An 18,131-nucleotide genomic window follows, 5' to 3' on the forward strand; every position below is an offset into this window, starting at 1 on the left:
GCGGTCATACCCTGCGGGCATCACCGCCGGCGGATCCGGATCATGGTTGACAAGGATGCTGTAGCAAATACCATGCGATCCATGGCCGCGCTTTCTCAGCTTCCCTCGCCGGTGACTCTCGGTGATCAGGCGTATGCCGCCATCCGCGAGGCCATCGTCACCGGCTCTCTGCAGCGCGGGGAGAAGGTCACGGAGCGGGGTCTGGCGGAGTCGCTCAACATCAGCGCGACCCCTGTCCGCGAGGCGTTGCGGCGGCTGGAGCAGGATCGCCTGGTCGAGCGGACGGGGCCCAGATCTGTCCGCGTCGCCGAGTTCGGCGAGGACGAGCTGCGCGAGTTCACCATGATCGAGGATGTGCTCCGGGCGCTCGCCGCCCGGTTGGCCGCGGAGAAGTCGACGGCGGCCCAGCGCCGTGAGATGTCCCGGTGCCTGGGCGAGGCGGACGCGCTGCGCACCGAGATGCGCGACGTCGCGCCGGGGAGCGCGAGAGAGCTGGACCTGGTGATCGAGGTTCAGGTCCGCATGCAGCGTTTTCATTCGCTCGTGGACCAGGCGAGCGGCAACGCGACCCTGATGCAGATGCTGCGCACCGTTGAGGCGTTCGACTCGGCGGAGCGGCGCAGCAGCGTTCTGTCCCAGGTGCGGGGTGAGCACCGGGAGGCCGTTGGCGAGCGTTACGGGCAGCACCGAGCCATCTTCGAGGCCATCGCCGCCGGTGACGGAGAACGGGCCGAAGAGCTGATGAGGGCGCACAGCCACAGCTCGAACGCCTCCCGGATCGCCGGCCGCTTCCTGGACTGACGGGGACTGACGGGGACTGACGGGGGCTGACGGAGCGTCAGCGGGTCGATGCGTTCCTGACGCCGTCCACGGCATATTGCAGTGCACATCCCGTTTCTGAATCCCGCCCCTTGGCAAGGCGGGACTCAGGGACGGCATGCCGGGTCACTCGATGGTCAACACCACCTTGCCGAAGCGGTCCGGGCTGACCAGCCGTTCCTGGGCCGCCGGTGCGTTGTCCAGGGCGAACTCCGAGTCGACGATGGGACGCAGCCGCCCGTCGGCCAGCATGGGCAGGACCTCGGCGAGTTCGCGAGAGTCGGCGGCGTGCGCGCCACGGAAGTCGATCTCCTTGCGGTACAGGCTGTACAGGACGATGTCGGCGTGGGGACCGGAGTGCGATCCCATGCCGATCAGGCGTCCGCCATGACGCAGCGCGTGAATGGACTGCTGGATCGTCGCCCCGCCGACCGAATCGTGGACGAGGTCCGCGCCGCGCCCCTCGGTCAGCGTCCGGACGGCGTCGCTGAACTCGGGAACCTGCCTGTAGTTCACGACCTCGTGCGCGCCGAGCCGAAGGAGCCTGTCGCGCTTGTCGTCGGTTCCGGTGGTGGCGATGACCCGCGCGCCCAGGACGCCGGCCAGCTGGACGGCGGCGCTGCCCACGCCGCTGCCCGCCCCGACGACCAGCACGGTCTCCTCCGGCTGCAGCCGGCCACGCGTCACGAGCATATGCCAGGCGGTCAGGTAGGCCAGGATGCTCGCCGCCAGTTCGGCGTAGCCGAGAGATTCCGGGGCGGGAATCGCGTTACGCGCGGGGACCGCGATGTACTCGGCGTAGGTGCCGTCGGTGTGCTCGCCGAGGAACTTCAGCGCGTGGCATTGGCTGTCCAGCCCCGACCGGCAGGCGGCGCAGGATCCGCACACCAGCATCGGCAGCAGCACGACCCGCTGCCCCGGCCGCAGCGTGGTGACCGCACTGCCGACCTCGACGACGTCCCCGGCGCCTTCCACGCCCAAAATGATCGGAAGCGGCTGCTGCTCGGCGAAACGGCCCTCCCGGACGGTCACGTCAGCGCGGTTCAGCCCGGCGGCCCGCAGCCGGACCAGGACATCCCCGTCGCTTACGACGGGCCGTGGCACATCGTCGATCTCGACGACGTCCGGACCGCCGAAGCGCCGCACCACACCGGCCTTCATCTTCATCTCCATCGTTCCTGTCCTTTGTCATGGTCTTCCAGCGGCTGCGACCTTTCGCGAGCCGCCCGCCCCGGGGTCACCTGCCGGCTGATCCGCTCACGCCTCGACCTGGCCCTTCGCGGTGACGCGGCCACCGAGGTCGCGCACGATCACCGCATGGCCCGAGCCGGACTCGACGCTGCTCACGATGAGGCCCTGATGGTCGAACAGCGGGGACACCAGCCGATAGTCGAGGGAAGTGGCGGTCACGCCGGTCCGCCGTACGGACTCCGCCATCGCCAGCGCCTGCAGCGGGCCATGAGTCACCAGGCCCGGGTAGCCCTCGACGTCGCGAGCGTAGTCACGGTCGTAGTGGATCCGATGGGCGTTGTACGTCAGCGCCGAGAACCGGAACAGCAGGACCGGGTCGACGAGCAGGGACCACGCACCGTCCTCGGGCGGCACCGGCGTGACCGGGGCCGCCTCGGCGGGCGCGCCGAGGGCCGCGGCGTCACGGTAGACGACGTCCTGCTCCTCGACCACCTTCACCTCGCCGCCTTGGGTGAGGGTGTGCCGTACGACGGTGAAGGTGAGCCGGCCCGTACGCCCCTCCTTGTCGAAGGACGACACGACCTCGGTGCGCCGGGTCGCCTCGCGGCCCACGACCAGCGGGCCGAGCCGGGTGACCCGGCCACCGGCGAACATCCGGCGCCGCCCCGGTCCCGGCGGGGTGGGGAGCACGCCGCGCACCGGATGACCGTCCGGCCCGAGGTCGGCCTGGCGCGGCCGCTCCAGCAGGTAGAACCAGTGCCACAGCAGCGGGAGTCCTTCGGTCTCCAGGTCGGGCAGGCCGACGTCGAGGAGCCCGGCGAACGCGATGGCGGGCTCCGGCCGCAGCACCTCGGTGCGCGTGATGACCTCGTGGTCCCCGGTCATGCGGTGACCTCCTCTCGTGCTCCGCCGAACTCGGCGCGCAGGCTCTCGTTGTGCTCGCCCAGCCGCGGCACGTCCCCCATCACCTGCTCCTGGCCGGCGATCGTGACGGGCGGCAGCATCGCCTCGACGACACCTCCCGGAGTACGGACCTCACGCCAGCGGTCGCGTGCCACGAGCTGCGGGTGGGTCAGGAGTTCGACCGGTCGCCGCAGGCGGGCGCAGGCGATGCCCGCCCGGTCGAGCAGCTCGACGGCGCGGTCGGCGTCGAGCGTGGCGAAGGCCGACTCGATCAGCGGACCGATCAGGTCGTCGTTGACCACCCGTTCGGGGTTGTGGGCGAAGCGGGGATCGTCGACCAGATCGGGCCGCCCCAGGACCTCATGGCACAGCCGGGCCCACTCGCGATCATTCTGGACGCCCACGAACACCCGATTCCCGTCACCGGCCTGATAGGGGCCGTACGGCGAGATCGACGGGTGCTTCGCGGTCGTCCGGCGGGTCTCCGACCCGCCGTAAGCGGCGTGGTAGGCCGGCTGGACCATCCACTCGCCGAGCGCGTCGATCATCGCGACCTCGACCGTCGCCCCGGCCCCCTGCGTCGCCCGCTGGAGCAGGGCGGTCAGGATCCCCGAGTACGCGTACATCCCCGTGGCGATGTCGGCGACGGAGACGCCGGCCTTGGACGGCGCCTCCGGGGTGCCGGTGGCCATGACGAGCCCGGTCTCGCACTGGACGAGCAGGTCGTAGGCCTTCTTCGCCCGGTAGGGTCCCTGCGGTCCGTACCCGGAGATCGAGCAGTGCACGAGCTCGGGACGCGACGCGCGCAGCGTCGCGGCGTCGAGGCCCAGCCGGGCGGCCGCGCCGGGGGCGAGATTCTGGACGACCACGTCGGCCGCGCCGACGATGGTGTCGAGCACCTGCCGGTCGCCGGGGTCCTTGATGTCGAGCTCGATCGACTCCTTACCGCGGTTCAGCCACACGAAGTAGCTGGAGTCGCCGTGGACGGTGCGGTCGTAGTCGCGCGCGAAGTCGCCCGCGCCGGGGCGCTCGACCTTGATGACCCGCGCGCCGAGGTCGGCGAGCTGCCTGGTGGCGAAGGGGGCGGCGACCGCCTGTTCGAGGGAGACGACGGTGATGCCGGCCAGCGGAAGCATGAGATCTCCTCAGTGTCGGGCTTGCAGGATGCGGCGGGCCTTGGCCAGGACCGGCTCGTCGACCATGCGGCCGTCGACGGTGAACGGGCCGCTCTGGGCGGTGGCGGCGGTGAGCACGCTCCGGGCCCAGTCGATCTCGGCCGGCTCCGGGCTGAAGGCGTGGTTGACGGGATCCACCTGGGCGGGGTGGATGCACAGCTTGCCGCCGAAGCCGAGGCGCCGGGAGCGGACGGCCGCCGCGCGGACGGCCTCGATGTCGCGCGTCTCGACGGTGACGCCGTCGATGGGCGGGGGGAGGCCGGCCGCGCGTGCGGCGACCACCAGGGCGCTGCGGGCGAACAGCAGGGTCTCGTCGCTCTCGTCGGCTCCGATGTCGAGGGCGAAGTCGATCGAGCCGAAGGCCAGCCCGGTCACCGCGGTGCACGCCGCGACGGAGGGCGCGTCCTGGAGCCCGACAGCGGTCTCGATCAACGCGAGGATCCGCGTGCCCGGCAGCTCCCGCTGGACGCGCCGCACCGTCGCCGGTCCCTGGGCCTTGGGCAGGACCACGCCCCGCAGCCCGGGGGAGTCCCGCAGGGAGCCCAGATCGTCGTGGTGCCAGGGGGTGCCGGCGGCGTTGACGCGCACCCAGGCCGTGCCGCCGTGGGCGAGCCACCGGACGACCTCGCTCCGGGCGGAGTCCTTGTGCTCGGGGGAGACCGCGTCCTCGAGATCGGCGATGATCTCGTGCGCCCCGGAGGCGGCGGCCTTGGCGAACCGGTCGGGCCGGTGGCCCGGGACGAACAGCCAGGAGTTCATGAGCTGATCCTGTTGCGTTTCACGAGCTCCCTGGCGATGACGTTGCGCTGGATCTCGTTGGTCCCTTCACCGAGGATCATCAGGGGCGCGTCGCGGAAGTACCGCTCGACGTCGAACTCGGTCGAGTAGCCGTACCCGCCGTGGATGCGCATGGCGTCGAGGGCGATCTTCATGGCCGTCTCGGACGCGAACAGCTTGGCCATCCCGGCCTCCAGATCGGCTCGCTCACCCGAGTCGTACCGGCGGGCGGCGTACTGCACGAGCTGCCGCGCGGCCGTCAACTGGGTGGCCATGTCCGCGAGGTAGTTGCTGATGGACTGGTGCTTCCAGATGGGCTGCCCGAAGCTCTCCCGCTCCTGGCTGTACCGCACCGCGTCCTCCAACGCCGCGGCGCCGACGCCCAGCGCGCGCGAGGCCACCTGGATGCGGCCGATCTCCAGGCCGCGCATCATCTGCGCGAAGCCCTGGCCCTCCTGCGTGCCGAGCAGCGCGGACCGGGGCACGCGGAGATCGTCGAAGGACAGCTCGCAGCTCTCGACGCCCTTGTAGCCGAGCTTCGGGAGGTCGCGCGACACCTCGAAGCCCGGCCCCTTCTCGATGAGCAGGACGCTGATGCCCCGGTGCGCCGGCTCGGCCGCCGGATCGGTGAGACACAGCAGGGCGATCAGCTGGGACCGCCGCGCGTTCGTGATCCAGGTCTTGGAGCCGTTGATCACGTACTCGTCGCCCTGCTTGCGCGCGACGGTGCGCATGGCCTGGAGGTCGGATCCGCCGCCTGGTTCGGTCAGGGCCATGGTCGCCCGGATCTCGCCGGTGGCCATCTTCGGCAGGTAGGTGTCCTTCTGCTCCTGGGTTCCGTAGTTCAGCAGCAGCTTCGCGACCACGCTGTGCCCGCCCATGGCGCCGGCCAGGCTCATCCAGCCGCGGGCGAGCTCCTCGGTCACCGCGGCGTAGCAGGGCGCGGACACGGCGGCGTCGTTCCACGGCTCGGGGATGGCCAGCCCGTAGATGCCCATCTGTTTCATCTGCTCGATGAGGGCCTCGGGATAGGTGTCGGTGTGCTCGAGGTCCCGTACGACGGGCTTGACCTCATGGTCGACCCAGTCCCGTACCAGGGCGACGATCGCTGTCTCATCTGCGCTGAGCTCGTACATGGTGGGCCTTTCGGAGCGGGTGGGTGCGCAGGGCTGCTTACATCTTGCTTTGTTATAGGTCGTACGGTGTAATGCTGATTTGTAATGACCCCAGGCGGTTCGCGCATGACGGCGGAAGGACTCGATGGACCTCAAGCAGCTCACCGCGCTCGTGACCGTGAGCGACGTCGGTAGCGTCACCAAGGCGGCGCGCCTGCTTCACGTGGTGCAGCCCGCGGTCAGCCGGCACATCCGCTCCCTGGAGGAGGAGGTCGGCGTGCCGCTCTTCGAGCGCACCCGGCAGGGCATGACGCTCACCCCCGCCGGTGAGATCCTGACCGAGCGCGCCCGTCGCGCGCTCCTCGAACTGGAGCGGGCCCGGGCCGAGATCCGCCCGGATCGCGGGCCGGTCCAGGGGATCGTGACGATCGGCCTGCTGGAGAGCACCGTCGAGATCCTCGCCGCGCCCCTGCTGGAGTCGGTGGCGCGGCAGCACCCGGGCGTCGAGCTGCGCCTGCTCAGCGCCTTCTCCGGCCATCTGCAGCAGTGGCTCGACGACGGCGATGTCGACATGACCCTGCTGTACAACCTGGAGTCGACACCCTCGATCTTCGTCACGCCGCTGCTCCACGAGTCGCTGTGGGCGGTCGCGCCGCCCGGCGCGGCTCTCGGCGCCGACGCGCTGACCTGGAAGCACGTGGCGGAGCAGCCCCTCGTGCTGCCCGTGGCCGGGCACGGCCTCCGGGTCCTGATCGACGAGGCGCTGCACATCACCGACGCCGAGCCCACGGTGGTGTGCCAGACCAACTCGATGCTGCTGCAGAAGAGGCTGGTGGCCTCGGGCAGCGGGTGGAGCGTCCTGCCCGCCGCGGGCGTCGCCGGGGACGTGGCGGCCGGACGGCTGAACGGCGGCCCGCTGACCGAGCCCGAGGTGTCCCGCACCGTCGTCCTCGCCCTGCAACGCAGCGGCCGGGTGCCGGCCGCGGTGCAGGTGGTCGCGACCGAACTCGTCCGGGCCGCGCGCCGGCTGGTCAAGGACGGGGGATGGCCGACGGCCCGCGCCGTCGAGCGGTCAGACTGAGCCGGCCTGTTCGACGGCGGGCACCGTGACGGTCCTCAATGATCCGTGCCCACGGCGGGGCCGCCGGCCAGCAGTCGCGCGCGAAGCGGCGCGGACCGCGCGATGTCCGCGATCGTGAGCGCCATCGCCAGCCCGCCGTCGCGGACGAACCGGTCGCCCTCCGGGCCTCCCGCGGCGACCGCGAAGGCGGCGGTGTGGTTGCCCTCCTCGGCCGGAAGGTCGAACGAGAGCATCGGGTGCAGGGCGGGGACGCGTTGCGAGACGTTCCCCATGTCGGTCGACCCGAACAGTTTGTCCGGATAGTCGGGGAAGGTGCGTCCGATGGCCTCCGCCTGAGCCTGAAAGGCGGCGGCCAGATCGTCGTCGTGATGGAACTCGCGGTAGAGGGAGGGCAGCAAGGCGAACTCGGCGGCGGTCCCGGTGGCGACGGCTCCGGCCTCGAAGCAGCGGCGCACCCGCTCCCACACCTCGTCGACCTCGTCGATCGTGTCGCCCCGGATCATGCACTCGACCACGGCGCGGTCGGCGATGACGTTGACGGCGGAGCCCGCCTCCTTCACCACGTGGTGCACCAGGATGCCGTCCCGCAGCTGCTGCCGCAGCAGCCCGATGGCGACCTGGGCGACTACCGTCGCGTCGGCGGCGTTCAGCGCGCTCCACGGCCGCGAGGCGTGCCCGCCACGGCCGGTGTACGTGACCCGCCACGACCGCGACGCGCGGAACCGCGGCGCGACGACGTCCTTCAGCGACGGATGCACCATCATGGCGGCGTGCGTCCCGGCGAAGACGCCACGGTTCAGCATGATCTCCTTGCCGGTCCCGCTCTCCTCGGCGGGCGTGCCGAAGACCCGTACCGTCAGTCCCAGCTCCTCGGCGAACGGCGCCAGCGCGAGCGCGGCGCCCACGGCCGCTCCGGCGATGACGTTGTGACCGCACCCATGGCCGATGCCGGGAAGCGCGTCCATCTCCGCGCAGATGCCGAACACCAGATCACCGGATCCCGCCGACGCCACGAAGGCCGTCGGCAGGTCGGCCACTCCCTTCTCGATCGTGAACGCCCCACCGCCTTCGAGGGCCGCGACGATCGACGCCGATGCCCGGTGTTCCTGGAACGCCGGCTCGGGATCGGCGTTGATCCGGTGTGAGAGGTCCAGGACCGCGTTCAGGTTCTGGTCGAACTCACGGGTGATCCGGTCGTTGATGTCGGTCATCGCCACACCTCGTTAAGAAGCCGAAGGATGTTGCCGCCCAGGACGGCCTGGATCTCGCTGTCGCTGTAGCCGTGCTCGACGAGCCATCCGGTGATGTTGCGGAAGTTCTCGCTCGGGTTCTCCAGCCCGTCGACGTGCGCGACCCGGTCGTAGGCGACGTCGGTCGGCGTGAGACCGAGTTGTCCGCTGATCGCGTGGTGGAAACCCACGTGGTCGCCGTACAGGGTGTCCGGGCCGAACGCGACGTGCTCGATGCCCATCAGGTCGACCGCGTAGGTGAAGTGATCCATCACCGACTCGATCGTGTGCGTGCGGTGGTCGTAGGACACGGTGGTGTGCGGCGCCGCTTCGAGGCCCAGGACGCCGCCACGCTCCGCGCATGCCCGCAGCACCTCGTCCGGCTTCATGCGGGCGATCGGCCACACCCCGCGGGCGCCGGCGTGGGTGATCGCGACCGGCTTCGAGGAGGCCTCGATCGCCTCCAGGGAGGTCCGGTCGCCGGCATGGGAGACGTCGATGAGGACGCCCAGCGCGTTCATGCGCCGCACCGCGCGCCGGCCGAAGGCCGTCAGACCTTCGTCTTTGGGGTCCTTCTGTCCGCTTCCGAGGGTGTTCGCCGTGGCGTAGACCAGGCCCATCTGCCGGATCCCCAGGCCGTAGAGCACGTCGATGCGGTCCAGCTCGGTCCCGATCGGTCCCACGGACTCGGTGCCCATGACGAAGGCGAGGCGGCCGTCGCGCTTGGCGTCGAGGATGTCCCGGACCGTGTGCGCCACCACGACCCCGTCCTGGTGGGCGAGGTCCGCCAGGCGCATGCCGAGCGTCGTGATCAGGTCGTCCCACTGCCATCCCGACGGGGTCGAGCTCCCGATGACGCCGAACCAGTTGTCGAAGATCGCCGTCAGTCCGGATCGCCGCAGTTCGGTGAAGGCCGTGAACTCCCGCGTGGTCCGCAGGAAGGCGGACACGTCGCTCTGGTCCGCAGGGAACAGTTGGGGATGGTCGTGGAAGCTGATCACCACGTTGTCCGCGAGCAGTCGTTCGACCCGTGCCACCTGCTCCTCGTCCAGTGCGGCGGCGAAACCGCTCCGGCGATGGCGGGGATCGGACAGCTCGACGGCGGGGAAGTCGATCCCGCGCCGCATGTACGGGAACGACTCGTAGTCGGACGGCCTGGCCACCGGGCTGGACATGGAATGTCGCCTCTCTCGAGCTTCGTGCCGTATTGCGGTACGCTGTTCTGCATTGCAGTACAAACTGTGGCAGTCGTCACGTTCCGCTGTCAACGTCCGACCGGCCGGCGTCGTACGGACCCGTCGTCGTCCACCACGACGGACGGGTCCAGATCCCTCGACGCCTCCGCGAACCGCGCGAGGATCGAGGCCGCCACCTCGGGTCGCGGCATGATCGGCTGGCTGTCCTGATCGAGCTCGACGGGCTCGACCCGGAGCGTGGGCGCGTCGGCCACCCCCAGCCGCACCTGGAACACCGCACTCTCATACCACGGGCCTTTCAACAGGACCGGCCGGTAGGGGGCGAACGGGTGCGCGTCCTCCCGGGCGACCATCGAGTCCGGGCTCCACCCGTCGCACCAGTCGAAGACGAAGTTTCCCGTCGAGTAGAGGATCAGTCCGTGCGCATAGAACTCCACGGGGTGCAGGCAGTGCGGATGGTGCCCGATGATGAGGTCCGCTCCGGCGTCGATCAGGCGCCGTGCCAGGGGTCGCTGATACTGCGCCAGGGGTCCTTGCGCCGTCGGCAGATAGGGGAAGGGAACTCCCCAGTGCAGCGCCACCACGACGAAGTCGCTGCTCTTCTTGGCCTCGCCGATCAGGGCCTCGGCCGCTCGGACATCCGGCTCATGCGCGCTGGAGTGCACGAACGGAGGCGTGCCGGGCGTCTCCTCCAGGAAGCCGGTGTCGTACTCGAAGCTCTGCCGTACCCGGATCGCACCGATGCCCGCCCGGTCGGGAGTGGCGTCGTAGCCCAGCGGAAGCGCGGAGCAGAAGCTGAAGAAGGCGAGGGTGCTCCCGCCGGCGGACACGACCCGGGGGCCGGTCGCCTCGGTGACCGACTCGCCGAAGCCGGCATGCAGGACTCCTGCCGCGTCCAGCGCCCGCACGGTGTCGCGCATGCCGTCGGCGCCGTAGTCCATCGCGTGGTTCGTCGCCAGCGACACCAGGTCGACGCCGAGTCCCGCCAGTTCCGCCGCGCCCGCCGTCGGCGCGCGCATGGCGACCAGTTTCTCGGCGCGCTGCCCGGCCGCGGTGAGCGGAGCCTCCAGATTGCCGATCGTCAGATCCCCGCTCCGCAGCAGCCCGAACGCGGAGTCGCCCGGTCCAGGGCGGTTCACGACCGGGCGCCGCGGCCACCCTGATACGACGACGTCTCCTACGACGGTGAGATCCATGGATCGTCCGTTCCACTATGCAGTACGACGTGCCGCATGGTAGTCCGATGGTGACGTGGCGGTAAAGAGGTGCGCTCCGGACTGTGCCGCGATGAGGCATGGCTTAGTGCTGAGTGGTACGCTCGACTCCCCATGAGCACCGGAAAAGGCGACGACGACACGCCTGCCCAGGACAGGCCGGCCAGCGGCATCCGGACGATGAACAGCGTGCTGAGCACGCTCCGCGTTTTCGAAGAAGTCGCCGTGCGACAGCCGATCGGCGTCTCGGAGCTGTCCCGCGTCACGCGCATCCCGAAGAGCTCGGTCCAGCGGTGCCTGGTGACACTCCAGCAGGCCGGCTGGCTGAGAGTCGTGGACCCTGAGCACGCGCGCTGGGGCGTGACGATGAAGGTGCTGGCCCTCGGGCTGCGCGGGGCCGGCGAGCAGGACCTCAGAGAGCTGGCGGGACCGGCGATGAAGCGCCTCTCGGCCGAGGCGGACGAGACCGTCTTCCTCGGGGTGGGCGACGGCGAAGAGTGCGTCATCGTCGCACGGGAGGACAGCACGCAGGTCGTCCGCGCGTTCCTCGACATCGGCGCTCGCCTGCCGCTCCGCGCCACGTCGGCCGGTGTCGCGATCATGTCGCGCCTGGAGGCCGCCGAGGTCGACCGGCTGCTGCGGCCCGAGTTCAAGGAGTTCGCGGGCACGCCCATGCCGAGCTCCGAAGAGCTCCGGCAGGAGATCGCCCGGACCGCCGAGCGTGGTTACGCGCTCAACATGTCGTCGTGGTACCACCCGCCGTACGTCGCCTCCATCGGCGCGGCCATCACGGACGCGGAGGGACGACCCGTCGCGGCGCTCGCGCTGGCCATCCCGGAGATGCGCTACGACCACTCCCGGCGGGACGCGCTGGCGCGGATGACCGTCGCGGCGGCGGATGAGATCAGCCGACTGATCTCATCCGCCTAGCCTCCAGCGGCGGTCGCGTTAACGGGTCCCCTCGGTGGAGGGCGCGAATCCCTCGAAACCGCCGTCGCGCTTGGCGAGCCAGTAGGCGATGCGGGACGGTGCCTGCGCGTACGGATCGGGCACCCCGAGCTTTCGGGCGGCGTCCATGGGCCAGTTCGGGTTGTAGAGCAGCTCGCGGCCCAGTGCGACGAGATCCGCCCGGCCCTGTTCGATGATCGCCTGGGCCTGCTTGGCGTGCACGATGTGCCCGACCGCCATCGTCCTGATCCCGGTACGTGCCCGCACCTCCTCCGCGTAGGGCACCTGGTAGCCGTAACCCGCGCTCGCGGTGTCGAAGACGGGCCGGCCCGTGAGGCTCCCCGAGCTGCAGTCGATGACATCCACCTCATGTCCGCGCAGCTCCCGTACCAACTCGACGGTCTGGTCGATCCCCCAGTCGACGTCCACGCAGGACAGGCGGACGAACAGGGGCTTGTCGGCCGGCCAGACGGTCCGGATTCCGTCGATGATCTCCATGAGAAGCCGGGAGCGGTTCTCCGGCGATCCGCCGTAGTCGTCCGTGCGATGGTTCGACAGCGGCGAGAGGAAGGTGTGGATCAGGTAACCATGCGCCGCCTGCACCTCAAGGACGTCGTATCCGGCCTCCTGTGCCCGCCGCGCCGCGTGCGCCCATGCGTCCACCGTCTCCTGGATGTCGCGCAGCGACATCTCGATGGGCAGGTTGTAGCCGTCGAGCATGACGGGTAACGGGCTGGGGCCCAGCACCTGCCAGTCCTCGGCGGCCGGGGGATTGGGCTCGCGCCAGGCCCACGGTGGATTCCGGCGACCCTTGCGACCGGCATGGATGAGCTGGATGCCCGGCACGGCGCCGCCGGCCCTCACGAGGTCGACCAGTCGCGCGTAGTGCGGCACCAGGCTGTCGTCCCAGATGCCAAGGTCGCCAACGGTGCCCCGGCCCTTGCGGTCGACGGTCGTGCCCTCCTGGAAGATCAGGCCGGCGCCGCCCTCGGCGAGCCGGCCGAGGTGCACGGCGTGCGTGTCCGTCGGCATGCCGTCCACGCCGGAGTACTGCCACATCGGAGAGGCCACCACCCGGTTCTTGAGCCGCACTCCTCGGATCTCGAGCGGGCTGAAGAGGTCATGGGACATGCGCGTACTCCCTTGGCCGGCAGGTCCGGTGGCGACGCCAGGGCGCGCGACGTCCATGGCCGGCCATGGCATGGACAAGCAGTGACGACCAGGAGCACTGGTGCGGCACTCGGCGTGTCAAAGCACCGATCGTCGTTGACGCGGCAGGGTGCTGTTATTAAAGTCATGCTACCAAACGACACGGCGTTTCATCATGCGGCACAAGGGGTTCTCATGGCAGGAGCAAGCAGGACTGCGACGAACCGTGAGGTTCGGCGTTCGGGCGACACGACGATTCGCTACACGATCGGTGGCCCGGCCGACGGGACCACCGTGATCCTGATTCATGGCTGGGGCTGCAACCGCACCGACTTCGACGCGATCACCACCTACCTTCCTGACCACTGTCGGGTCATCGCGATCGATCTCGCCGAGCACGGCGAGTCGCGTTCGACGCGGGACATCTGGACGATGGAGGAGTTCGCTCGCGACGTGGCGGCGGTGCTGGAGGCCGAGTCGGTCGACACGTGTGTCGTGGCCGGGCACTCCCTCGGCGGGGCGGTCGCCGTCGAGGTCGGCCGACTGCTTCCCGGCACGGTCACGCACGTGGTCACGCTCGACGCGCTGCACTACGTCTTCCTGTTCGGCGCGCTGGACGAGCAGCAGACGAAGGAGATGCTGCGGCCCCTGGACGACGACTTCGCCGGGCTGGTGCGCGGCATGGTCGAGGCGGGCTCGCCGGCCGGCACCGATCCGGCTCTCAAGGACGTGTACTTCCAGAAGATCGTCTCCGTGCGCCAGCCGGCGGGCAGGCGGGCGTTCGAGGGCCTGGTGCGCTGGAACATGGAAGAGGCGCTGGCCGAGGCGAAGCAGCCGATCACGGTGTTCGGGGTGCGGGACCTGGTCACGCAGGAGGCGATCGATCAGCTTGGGGACCGCGTCGACGTCGTGCTCGTCGACCTGGGGAGCCATCACTTCCCGGTGGAGGCTCCCGAGGGAACGGCCAGGCTGCTGGCCGAGGTGGTGGCCGGGCAGGGTCGAGGGGCGGAAGACGCGTCCGCCGGCCAGGCGCGCGCCGACGGCGCGGACCGGCGTGGAGACGGGCTCACGTAGCCGCACGGCGCGGCCGGCACGGGGGGCCGTCTGTGAGCTGCATGCTATAGCACATAGAACGTTACGCTCGTCGGGCGGTCCCAGCACGGGACGGTTTCCCTTGTTCCCGACCCGACGCGTCGGTCGCACCGAGCACCTGAAGGAGTAACTCCTTGAAAACCTCTGATGCGCCTGCCCCTCGTTCCTGGTCCTCCCGCCGTCCGGTGGTCCTCACGGCGGTGCTCGCCGCCGCGCTCACGGGCACGCTCGGCCCCGGGGCGTCCGCCGAGGCCGAAGCGCGCACCACGCGGCCCAAGGCTGCCGCCTGCCCGTCCGGCCTGGCCGACAAGGCCACCTGCCACACCGGCCGGGACGCCAACGGCGCCTACTACACGATGGCCGTCCCGAAGCGCTGGAACGGCTCCCTCGTCGTGCACGCCCATGGCGGGCCCGACGTCTCCTACGATGCGTCCACCCCGACCGAGGATCTGGCGCGCTGGGCGGTGATGGTCGACCAGGGATACGCCTGGGCCGGCTCCTCCTACCGGCGCGGCGGGTACGGGGTCAGGATGGCCGCCGCCGACACCGAGAACGTCCGCCGCCTCTTCGCGGCGCGTTTCGGCCGGCCGTCCCGCACCTACCTGCACGGACAGTCCTGGGGCGGCAACGTCGCGGCCAAGGTCGCCGAGACCTACGGTCAGAAGCGCGGCGTCTACGACGGGCTGCTGCTGACCAGCGGCAACCTGAGCGGTGGCTCGCGCGGCTACGACCACCGCGTGGACCTGCGCGTGGTCTACCAGTACTACTGCCGCAACCTTCCCCGTCCCAAGGAGCGGCAGTACCCGCTGTGGCAGGGCCTCCCCGCCGACTCCACCCTGACCCCCGCCGCGATTCACGCCCGGCTGCAGGAGTGCACCGGCATCGACGCCGACCCCGGCGACCGGACCGCGCGGCAGCAGCGCAATCTCGACGCCATCCTCGCCGTCACCCGTATTCAGCAGGACACCCTGAAAACGGATCTGCTGTACGCGACCTACCTGTTCCAGGACATCGTGTTCAAGCGGCTCGACGGCCGTAACCCGTTCGGCAACCGAGGCGTGCGGTACAGCGGTTCCCACGACGACAAGGCGCTCAACGCCGGAGTGGCGCGATTCTCGGCCGACCCCGCCGCCCGCCGTGACCTGTCCTACGACAGCGACCTCACCGGCCGGGTGTCCATCCCGGTCCTCACCCTGCACGCCATCCACGACCCGCAGGTCTTCGTGGAGCACGAGGCGGCCTACCGGGCCACTCTCCGGGGCGCCGGCCGGGACGGGCGGCTCGTCCAGACGTTCACGACGGAGTCCGAGCACGGCGAGCTGAGCGACTCCGAGTACGCCACTTCCATCTCCGCGCTCGACACGTGGGTGCGCTCCGGCCGGAAGCCGGCCCCGCACGCGATCGCCCGTTCCTGCGGCACGTTCGACAAGACGTACGGCAGCGGGTGCTTCTACGACTGGAACTTCCGGCCCGCGTCGTTCGCCACGAAGATCCGCCCCCGGCCCGGCGGCCTGCGCTGGCCCGCGATGACCGCCGCGCAGGAGCGCGCCTGGAGCCGGATCGACGGGGTGGGCATCGCTCCCTGAGCCGCTTGTGCCCAATTTTTGCTACAGCATATGGTGTCGAGGTGGCATTCGATCCTTGGGCGGGCGTCCCGGAGACCAGCTTGGCCGATCAGGTGTACGCGTGGCTGCGTGCCGCGGTGCAAGGCGGCACGCTGAGCCGGGGGCAGAAGGTCACCGAGCGAGAGCTGGCGGCCCGGCTCGGCGTGAGCCCGACGCCCGTACGCGAGGCGCTTCGGCAGCTCATCCACGAGCGTGTCGTCGTACGCACCGGGCCACGCTCCCTGCAGATCGCGGACTACGGCCCCGAGACCCTGGACGAGATCGCGGAGACGGAGGCCCGGCTGCGCGGACTCGTCGCCCGGTTCGCCGCGCGCAAACGGCCGCCGTCACTGGTCAAGAGCCTGAACGAGAGCCTCGCTGAGGCGGACGCGCTGGTCGCGCGGCTCCTGAGGGCTCGGCAGGACGGCACGCTGGGCGAGTGCGCCGAATCGCTGGACCGGGTGATGGCGATCCTCGCCCGCTTCCATCGCCGGATCGAGGGGGCCGCCGCCAACCCGGTCATGGAGGCCCTGCTCGCGCAGTCGCGGGTGTTCTCGCGGGACGAGCGGCTGCACCGGACCATCGAGCGGATCGACAGCCAGCCCGAACGGTTCGTCCGCCGCTACCGCGAGCACCAGGCGCTCCTCGACGCGATCGCCGAAGGCGACGAGGAACGGGCCGACAACCTGGCCTTCGCGCATCACGTCACGGCCGCCCGGCGGCGGAGAGCACCGCGCCGCTGAAGGGTGCTCGCACGACCGCTCCGGCCGGCGCGAGGAGTGGGTGTTCCACGCCCGCGCCCGCTCAGTCGAACACCCGGCGGAGCGTCCCCGGTGGGGTGCTCCGCGGACGCCACTCGCGCGGATAGCCGACCGACACCTCCTCGAAGCGGACGCCGTCGTGCCAGGTGGTCCGGGGGATGTGCAGGTGCCCGTAGACGGCGACCGCGGCCCGGTAGCGCAGGTGCCAGTCGGCGGTCCGCTCGGTGCCGCACCACTGGGCGAACTCCGGGTAACGCAGGATCCGGGTGGGCTCGCGTACCAGGGGATAGTGGTTGACCAGCACGGTCGGCAGGGTGTCGTCGAGGTCGGCCAGCCGCCGCTCGGTCTCGGCCAGCCGGGCCCAGCACCAGGCCTCCCGGCTGGGGTACGGGTCGGGGTGGAGCAGGATCTCGTCGGTGCACACCACGCCCGTCTCGTAGGCGTAGTCCAGCGACGCCTCCTTGGTGGTCAGGCCCGGCATCCGGAAGGAGTAGTCGTAGAGCAGGAACAGCGGCACGACCGCGACCGGGCCGCCCTGCCCCGTCCACACCGGATACGGGTCCTCCGGGGTGACGACGCCGAGCTCGCGGCAGGACTCCACCAGGCGGCGGTAGCGGGCCTCGCCGCGCAGTTGGACCGGGTCCTCCCGGGGGGTCCACAGCTCGTGGTTGCCCGGCGTCCAGATCACCTTGGCGAACCGGCCGGCGAGCAGGCCCAGGGCCCATTCCACGTCGGCGAAGAGCTCTCCGACGTCACCGGCGACGATCAGCCAGTCGCCGTCGTGCTCGGGCTTGATCCTCTCGACGATCTCACGGTTCTCCTTGTAGGCGACGTGCAGGTCGCTGATCGCGAACAGCGTCGGGGCTTCCACGGCCGAAGGCGTCGGGGCTTCCACGGGCGAAGGCTAAGCGAGGCCCCCGCCGACCTCAACCCCCTGCCGCCATCCAGTACGTGAGCCCCAGGGTTGTCTCGCGCCGATCGGTCTGGGTACCGTGCTGCTGGCCGGTGGATTCCCGCACCGTCGCCGACACGCGGTCGACATCAACGAGGTGACGAGCGGTGGGGCAGGTGTTCTCGCTGGTTCTCAGCCGGAAGATCAGCGTGACCGGAGACGCGGCGGAGTGACGCGCGATGGCGGCACCGCGCACCGGGACGGGATGAACGACCCGCTGTCCACGACCGGACTGCTCGCCCAGGTCCTGCCCGCGCAGGCGCTGACCGCCGAGGTGTACGCCGATCCGCCTCGTGTCGTGCTGTTCCCGGACGAGGAGGCGGTGATCGCGCGCGCGGTGGACAAGCGCCGCCGTGAGTTCGCCACCGTCCGGCACTGCGCCCGCGCCGCGCTGGAACGACTCGGGGTGACGCCCGGCCCGATCCTGCCTGGCGAGCGTGGCGCGCCGCGCTGGCCGGCGGGGGTCGTCGGCAGCATGACCCACTGCGCCGGCTTCCGTGGCTGCGCGGTCGCCCACGCCACCCACCTGCGCACGATCGGCCTCGACGCCGAGCCGGCCGAGCCGCTGCCCGACGGCGTCCTGGACGCCATCGCGCTGCCGGAAGAGCGGTCCGGACTCCGCCGCCTGGGACCGGGGGTTCCGTGGGACCGGCTGCTGTTCAGCGCCAAGGAATCGGTCTACAAGGCCTGGTTCCCCCTCACCCACCGGTTCCTGGAGTTCGACCAGGCCCGGATCGAGCTGGACCCGGCCGGCGGGTTCACCGCGACACTGCTGGTGGCGCCGCCGAGCACCGTCATCGGCCCGCTGACCGGGTTCACCGGCCGCTGGATCCACCGCGACGGCCTGCTGATCACCGCGATCGCCGTCCCCGCCCAGATCTGACGCCGCGACAAGCACGTACGGGTATGCCCGCGCGATGGACCT

The 18,131-nt window shown here is 70.6% G+C and carries 17 protein-coding genes; 7 read left to right on the plus strand and 10 right to left on the minus strand.

What is annotated here, in order from left to right:
* The first annotated feature begins 81 nt into the window (after positions 1 to 81).
* The gene (locus IEY87_RS37805; RefSeq protein ID WP_189143656.1) at positions 82 to 801 is read left to right on the plus strand and encodes a GntR family transcriptional regulator; all 720 of its coding nucleotides are present in this window, start codon (positions 82 to 84) and stop codon (positions 799 to 801) included.
* 144 nt (positions 802 to 945) lie between these two features.
* On the opposite strand, the gene IEY87_RS37810 is transcribed toward IEY87_RS37805, so the two are convergent.
* The 5 genes from IEY87_RS37810 to IEY87_RS37830 all read right to left on the minus strand — a co-directional run bounded on the left by IEY87_RS37810 (position 946) and on the right by IEY87_RS37830 (position 6,001).
* Positions 946 to 1,992 (minus strand): alcohol dehydrogenase catalytic domain-containing protein, encoded by a 1,047-nt coding sequence (locus tag IEY87_RS37810; protein ID WP_189143657.1) that lies wholly within the window; start codon positions 1,990 to 1,992, stop codon positions 946 to 948.
* An 84-nt stretch (positions 1,993 to 2,076) separates the two neighbouring features.
* Positions 2,077 to 2,895 (minus strand): HTD2 family dehydratase, encoded by an 819-nt coding sequence (locus IEY87_RS37815; RefSeq protein WP_189143658.1) that lies wholly within the window; start codon positions 2,893 to 2,895, stop codon positions 2,077 to 2,079.
* A complete protein-coding gene (locus IEY87_RS37820) occupies positions 2,892 to 4,049 on the minus strand; it encodes a CaiB/BaiF CoA transferase family protein (RefSeq protein ID WP_189143659.1) in 1,158 nt (385 codons plus the stop codon). Before IEY87_RS37820 ends, IEY87_RS37815 begins: the two co-directional genes overlap by 4 nt.
* A gap of 9 nt (positions 4,050 to 4,058) precedes the next feature.
* The gene (locus tag IEY87_RS37825) at positions 4,059 to 4,847 is read right to left on the minus strand and encodes an HpcH/HpaI aldolase/citrate lyase family protein (protein WP_189143660.1); all 789 of its coding nucleotides are present in this window, start codon (positions 4,845 to 4,847) and stop codon (positions 4,059 to 4,061) included.
* Positions 4,844 to 6,001, minus strand: coding sequence for an acyl-CoA dehydrogenase family protein (locus IEY87_RS37830; protein WP_189143661.1), 1,158 nt, complete (start codon positions 5,999 to 6,001; stop codon positions 4,844 to 4,846). Before IEY87_RS37830 ends, IEY87_RS37825 begins: the two co-directional genes overlap by 4 nt.
* Before the next feature lie 124 nt (positions 6,002 to 6,125).
* Between IEY87_RS37830 and IEY87_RS37835 the strand changes: the two genes are divergently transcribed.
* Positions 6,126 to 7,061, plus strand: a complete 936-nt coding sequence (locus IEY87_RS37835; RefSeq protein WP_189143662.1) for a LysR family transcriptional regulator — start codon at positions 6,126 to 6,128, stop codon at positions 7,059 to 7,061.
* Positions 7,062 to 7,096: 35 nt separating this feature from the next.
* On the opposite strand, the gene IEY87_RS37840 is transcribed toward IEY87_RS37835, so the two are convergent.
* The 3 genes from IEY87_RS37840 to IEY87_RS37850 form a co-directional block, all read right to left on the minus strand.
* Positions 7,097 to 8,272 carry an amidohydrolase gene (locus IEY87_RS37840; protein WP_189143663.1) on the minus strand — a complete coding sequence of 392 codons (1,176 nt, stop codon included), beginning with the start codon at positions 8,270 to 8,272 and terminating at the stop codon, positions 7,097 to 7,099.
* Positions 8,269 to 9,465: a dipeptidase gene (locus tag IEY87_RS37845; protein WP_189143664.1), complete on the minus strand. Its 1,197-nt coding sequence runs from the start codon at positions 9,463 to 9,465 to the stop codon at positions 8,269 to 8,271. Before IEY87_RS37845 ends, IEY87_RS37840 begins: the two co-directional genes overlap by 4 nt.
* Before the next feature lie 89 nt (positions 9,466 to 9,554).
* Positions 9,555 to 10,682 carry a CapA family protein gene (locus IEY87_RS37850; protein ID WP_189143665.1) on the minus strand — a complete coding sequence of 376 codons (1,128 nt, stop codon included), beginning with the start codon at positions 10,680 to 10,682 and terminating at the stop codon, positions 9,555 to 9,557.
* 132 nt (positions 10,683 to 10,814) lie between these two features.
* Between IEY87_RS37850 and IEY87_RS37855 the strand changes: the two genes are divergently transcribed.
* Complete coding sequence (locus IEY87_RS37855; RefSeq protein WP_189143666.1) at positions 10,815 to 11,630, plus strand: IclR family transcriptional regulator; 816 nt, start codon at positions 10,815 to 10,817, stop codon at positions 11,628 to 11,630.
* 18 nt (positions 11,631 to 11,648) lie between these two features.
* On the opposite strand, the gene IEY87_RS37860 is transcribed toward IEY87_RS37855, so the two are convergent.
* The gene (locus IEY87_RS37860) at positions 11,649 to 12,779 is read right to left on the minus strand and encodes an NADH:flavin oxidoreductase/NADH oxidase (protein ID WP_189143667.1); all 1,131 of its coding nucleotides are present in this window, start codon (positions 12,777 to 12,779) and stop codon (positions 11,649 to 11,651) included.
* 312 nt (positions 12,780 to 13,091) lie between these two features.
* Here IEY87_RS37860 and IEY87_RS37865 point away from each other — a divergent pair, with 312 nt between their 5' ends.
* From IEY87_RS37865 to IEY87_RS37875, 3 genes are all read left to right on the plus strand, one after another.
* Positions 13,092 to 13,871 (plus strand): alpha/beta fold hydrolase, encoded by a 780-nt coding sequence (locus IEY87_RS37865; RefSeq protein WP_229699443.1) that lies wholly within the window; start codon positions 13,092 to 13,094, stop codon positions 13,869 to 13,871.
* A 152-nt stretch (positions 13,872 to 14,023) separates the two neighbouring features.
* Positions 14,024 to 15,475, plus strand: coding sequence for a DUF6351 family protein (locus tag IEY87_RS37870; RefSeq protein ID WP_189143669.1), 1,452 nt, complete (start codon positions 14,024 to 14,026; stop codon positions 15,473 to 15,475).
* Between the two features lie 41 nt (positions 15,476 to 15,516).
* The gene (locus IEY87_RS37875) at positions 15,517 to 16,236 is read left to right on the plus strand and encodes a GntR family transcriptional regulator (RefSeq protein WP_189143670.1); all 720 of its coding nucleotides are present in this window, start codon (positions 15,517 to 15,519) and stop codon (positions 16,234 to 16,236) included.
* 61 nt (positions 16,237 to 16,297) lie between these two features.
* Here IEY87_RS37875 and IEY87_RS37880 read toward each other — a convergent pair whose 3' ends face one another.
* Positions 16,298 to 17,149 (minus strand): metallophosphoesterase family protein, encoded by an 852-nt coding sequence (locus IEY87_RS37880; protein ID WP_225277999.1) that lies wholly within the window; start codon positions 17,147 to 17,149, stop codon positions 16,298 to 16,300.
* Positions 17,150 to 17,375: 226 nt separating this feature from the next.
* Here IEY87_RS37880 and IEY87_RS37885 point away from each other — a divergent pair, with 226 nt between their 5' ends.
* Complete coding sequence (locus IEY87_RS37885) at positions 17,376 to 18,089, plus strand: 4'-phosphopantetheinyl transferase family protein (RefSeq protein ID WP_225278000.1); 714 nt, start codon at positions 17,376 to 17,378, stop codon at positions 18,087 to 18,089.
* The last annotated feature ends 42 nt before the right edge of the window (positions 18,090 to 18,131 follow it).

This window comes from Nonomuraea glycinis (assembly GCF_014646515.1).
GTDB lineage: Bacteria > Actinomycetota > Actinomycetes > Streptosporangiales > Streptosporangiaceae > Nonomuraea > Nonomuraea glycinis.

What these genes read in the sequence shown, in the direction of transcription:
- IEY87_RS37805 (WP_189143656.1), top strand. Translation starts at nt 82, where the DNA reads ATGGCCGCGCTTTCTCAGCTTCCCTCGCCGGTGACTCTCGGTGATCAG.
- IEY87_RS37810 (WP_189143657.1), bottom strand. Translation starts at nt 1,992, where the DNA reads ATGGAGATGAAGATGAAGGCCGGTGTGGTGCGGCGCTTCGGCGGTCCG.
- IEY87_RS37815 (WP_189143658.1), bottom strand. Translation starts at nt 2,895, where the DNA reads ATGACCGGGGACCACGAGGTCATCACGCGCACCGAGGTGCTGCGGCCG.
- IEY87_RS37820 (WP_189143659.1), bottom strand. Translation starts at nt 4,049, where the DNA reads ATGCTTCCGCTGGCCGGCATCACCGTCGTCTCCCTCGAACAGGCGGTC.
- IEY87_RS37825 (WP_189143660.1), bottom strand. Translation starts at nt 4,847, where the DNA reads ATGAACTCCTGGCTGTTCGTCCCGGGCCACCGGCCCGACCGGTTCGCC.
- IEY87_RS37830 (WP_189143661.1), bottom strand. Translation starts at nt 6,001, where the DNA reads ATGTACGAGCTCAGCGCAGATGAGACAGCGATCGTCGCCCTGGTACGG.
- IEY87_RS37835 (WP_189143662.1), top strand. Translation starts at nt 6,126, where the DNA reads ATGGACCTCAAGCAGCTCACCGCGCTCGTGACCGTGAGCGACGTCGGT.
- IEY87_RS37840 (WP_189143663.1), bottom strand. Translation starts at nt 8,272, where the DNA reads ATGACCGACATCAACGACCGGATCACCCGTGAGTTCGACCAGAACCTG.
- IEY87_RS37845 (WP_189143664.1), bottom strand. Translation starts at nt 9,465, where the DNA reads ATGTCCAGCCCGGTGGCCAGGCCGTCCGACTACGAGTCGTTCCCGTAC.
- IEY87_RS37850 (WP_189143665.1), bottom strand. Translation starts at nt 10,682, where the DNA reads ATGGATCTCACCGTCGTAGGAGACGTCGTCGTATCAGGGTGGCCGCGG.
- IEY87_RS37855 (WP_189143666.1), top strand. Translation starts at nt 10,815, where the DNA reads ATGAGCACCGGAAAAGGCGACGACGACACGCCTGCCCAGGACAGGCCG.
- IEY87_RS37860 (WP_189143667.1), bottom strand. Translation starts at nt 12,779, where the DNA reads ATGTCCCATGACCTCTTCAGCCCGCTCGAGATCCGAGGAGTGCGGCTC.